This is a genomic window from Methylophaga sp. UBA4204 (genome assembly GCF_002379485.1).
GTDB lineage: Bacteria > Pseudomonadota > Gammaproteobacteria > Nitrosococcales > Methylophagaceae > Methylophaga.
Map to the genome: position 1 here is coordinate 2,647 of NZ_DFTU01000057.1, position 2,389 is coordinate 5,035.

A 2,389-nucleotide genomic window follows, 5' to 3' on the forward strand; every position below is an offset into this window, starting at 1 on the left:
AAGACCGGTTCCATTACCTCCGTTCAGGCCGTATACGTACCTGCGGATGACTTGACTGACCCATCTCCTGCAACAACATTCGCTCACTTGGACGCAACAGTTGTACTGTCACGTTCAATTGCTGAATTGGGTATCTACCCTGCGATTGACCCACTTGACTCAACATCACGTCAATTGGATCCATTGGTTGTTGGTAACGAGCATTATGATATTGCCCGTGGTGTTCAAAACACGCTGCAACGTTATAAAGAACTGAAAGATATTATCGCGATCCTGGGTATGGATGAATTGTCTGAAGAAGACAAACTGTCTGTATCACGTGCTCGTAAAATTCAGCGTTTCATGTCACAGCCATTCTTCGTTGCTGAAGTATTTACCGGTGCACCAGGTAAATACGTTTCACTGAAAGATACCTTGGCTGGTTTCCGTGGCATTCTGGATGGTGAATATGATTCACTGCCAGAACAAGCGTTCTACATGGTTGGCACCATTGATGAAGCGATTGAGAAAGCCAAAAAGTACTAATCTCTTGGGAGGTAGCTGATGGCTATGACAATTCATGTTGACATCGTAAGTGCTGAAGAATCCATTTATTCTGGATTGGTAGAAGCGGTAATTGCCTCGGCACAAGAGGGTGAGGTGGGTATTTACCCACGTCACGCTCCATTGCTGACACGTTTAAAAGCCGGCGAAGTGCGTTTACTGAAAGATGGTAAGGAAGAGCAGTTTTATATTTCCGGTGGCATTTTAGAAGTTCAGCCACACATCGTCACTATTCTGGCCGATACCGCATTACGCGCTGATGACGTTAATGAAGCCGCTGCTTTGGAAGCCAAAGCAGCAGCTGAAAAAGCGCTAAATGATAAATCTGCTAAACTGGACTTTGCTGAAGCACAAGTTCAATTGGCAGAAGCAATGGCACAGTTACGCGCCATTGAAAGAGCACGTAAAACACGTAAGCATTAATCACGAAAGTGATGACCCAAAAAAGGCTGTCTTCGGACGGCCTTTTTTGTTTCCAGGTCTTTGCTAAACTACAAAGCTGTTACAAGGAATCTCCATTATGTCTCTGGCTATTATTATTCTCGCTGCCGGTAAAGGCACCCGCATGAAATCCGCCAAACCCAAGGTGATGCACACCCTGGCGGGTAAACCCATGTTACAACACGTCATTGATACCGCTAAACAGCTTTCTCCAAGCCAGTTAGCCGTAGTCTCTGGTAATGGTGCTGACGAAGTCGTGCCGTTCCTGCAAAATCAGCAAATCGATGTTGTGATGCAGCATGAACAAAAAGGCACCGGTCACGCAGTAGAGCAGGCCAAAGCCAGCTTTGTTAACAGTGAACAGGTGTTGGTGTTATACGGTGATGTACCGTTGATCACAGCGGATACGCTACAGGATTTGATTGAATCTGGTGATAACAACAGCCTGAAAGTACTGACAGCGATATTGGAAGATCCCACCGGCTATGGCCGTATTGTTCGTGATTATGATGACAATATGTTGTGTATCACCGAAGAAAAAGATGCCGACGAAGAAACCAAACTAATCAATGAAATCAACACCGGCATTATGTGTATTCCGGCTAAGTGGCTCACCGAAGCCTTATCACAGCTCGATAACAATAATACCCAGGGTGAATACTATCTGACCGATTTGATTGCCAAAGCGGTTAATCAGGGCATCGAAATTAACTCAGTCACCTGTGAAGATGAAATGGAAGTGGCTGGTATCAATAATCGCGTGCAGCTGGCTGAGGTTGAAAGTTATTATCAGCAGCTCAAAGCAACAGAATTGATGATGTCAGGTGTCACTTTCCGTGATCCGGCACGGGTGGATATCCGTGGAGATATCAAAGCAGGACAGGATATCACCATCGATATCAACGTGATTTTCGAAGGCAATAATACCATCGCCGATAATGTCAGCATCGGTGCCAACTGCATTCTTATTAATAGCACCATCCATGAAGGGGCGGAAATCCTGCCAAACAGCATTATCGAAAATGCCGAAGTGGGTACTAACTGCTCAGTAGGACCCTTTGCCAGACTACGTCCCGGCACCAAGCTCGCCGCCAAAGCCAAAGTCGGTAACTTTGTGGAAGTTAAAAATGCCAATATTGGTTTAGGTTCTAAAATCAATCATCTCAGTTATATCGGTGATACGGATATGGGGGCAGATGTAAATATTGGGGCAGGTACAATAACCTGTAACTATGATGGGGCGAATAAACATCGTACTGTAATTGGTGATCGGGTGTTTGTGGGATCGGATACGCAGTTAGTTGCGCCTGTCACTGTTGAGGATGGGGCGACGATTGGGGCTGGATCAACGATTCGGAAAACGGCACCTGCAGATTCGTTGACGTTGACTAAGTCGGAGCAGAAG

Annotated in this window: 2 protein-coding genes and 1 pseudogene; all 3 read left to right on the forward strand. The window is 45.8% G+C overall.

Translation table 11 applies throughout. From position 1 onward, the window contains the following. Positions 1-525 (forward strand): annotated as a pseudogene (locus B3182_RS08270) (F0F1 ATP synthase subunit beta); the annotation flags it as partial. Positions 526-543: 18 nt separating this feature from the next. Next, positions 544-966 carry a F0F1 ATP synthase subunit epsilon gene (locus B3182_RS08275; RefSeq protein WP_292358477.1) on the forward strand — a complete coding sequence of 141 codons (423 nt, stop codon included), beginning with the start codon at positions 544-546 and terminating at the stop codon, positions 964-966. 97 nt (positions 967-1,063) lie between these two features. Next, the coding region (glmU, locus tag B3182_RS08280) for a bifunctional UDP-N-acetylglucosamine diphosphorylase/glucosamine-1-phosphate N-acetyltransferase GlmU (RefSeq protein ID WP_292752305.1) at positions 1,064-2,389 on the forward strand (1,326 nt) is incomplete at its 3' end.

Bases quoted from the DNA above. Each gene is read 5' to 3' on its own strand.
- B3182_RS08275 (WP_292358477.1), top strand. From the start codon at position 544: ATGGCTATGACAATTCATGTTGACATCGTAAGTGCTGAAGAATCCATT.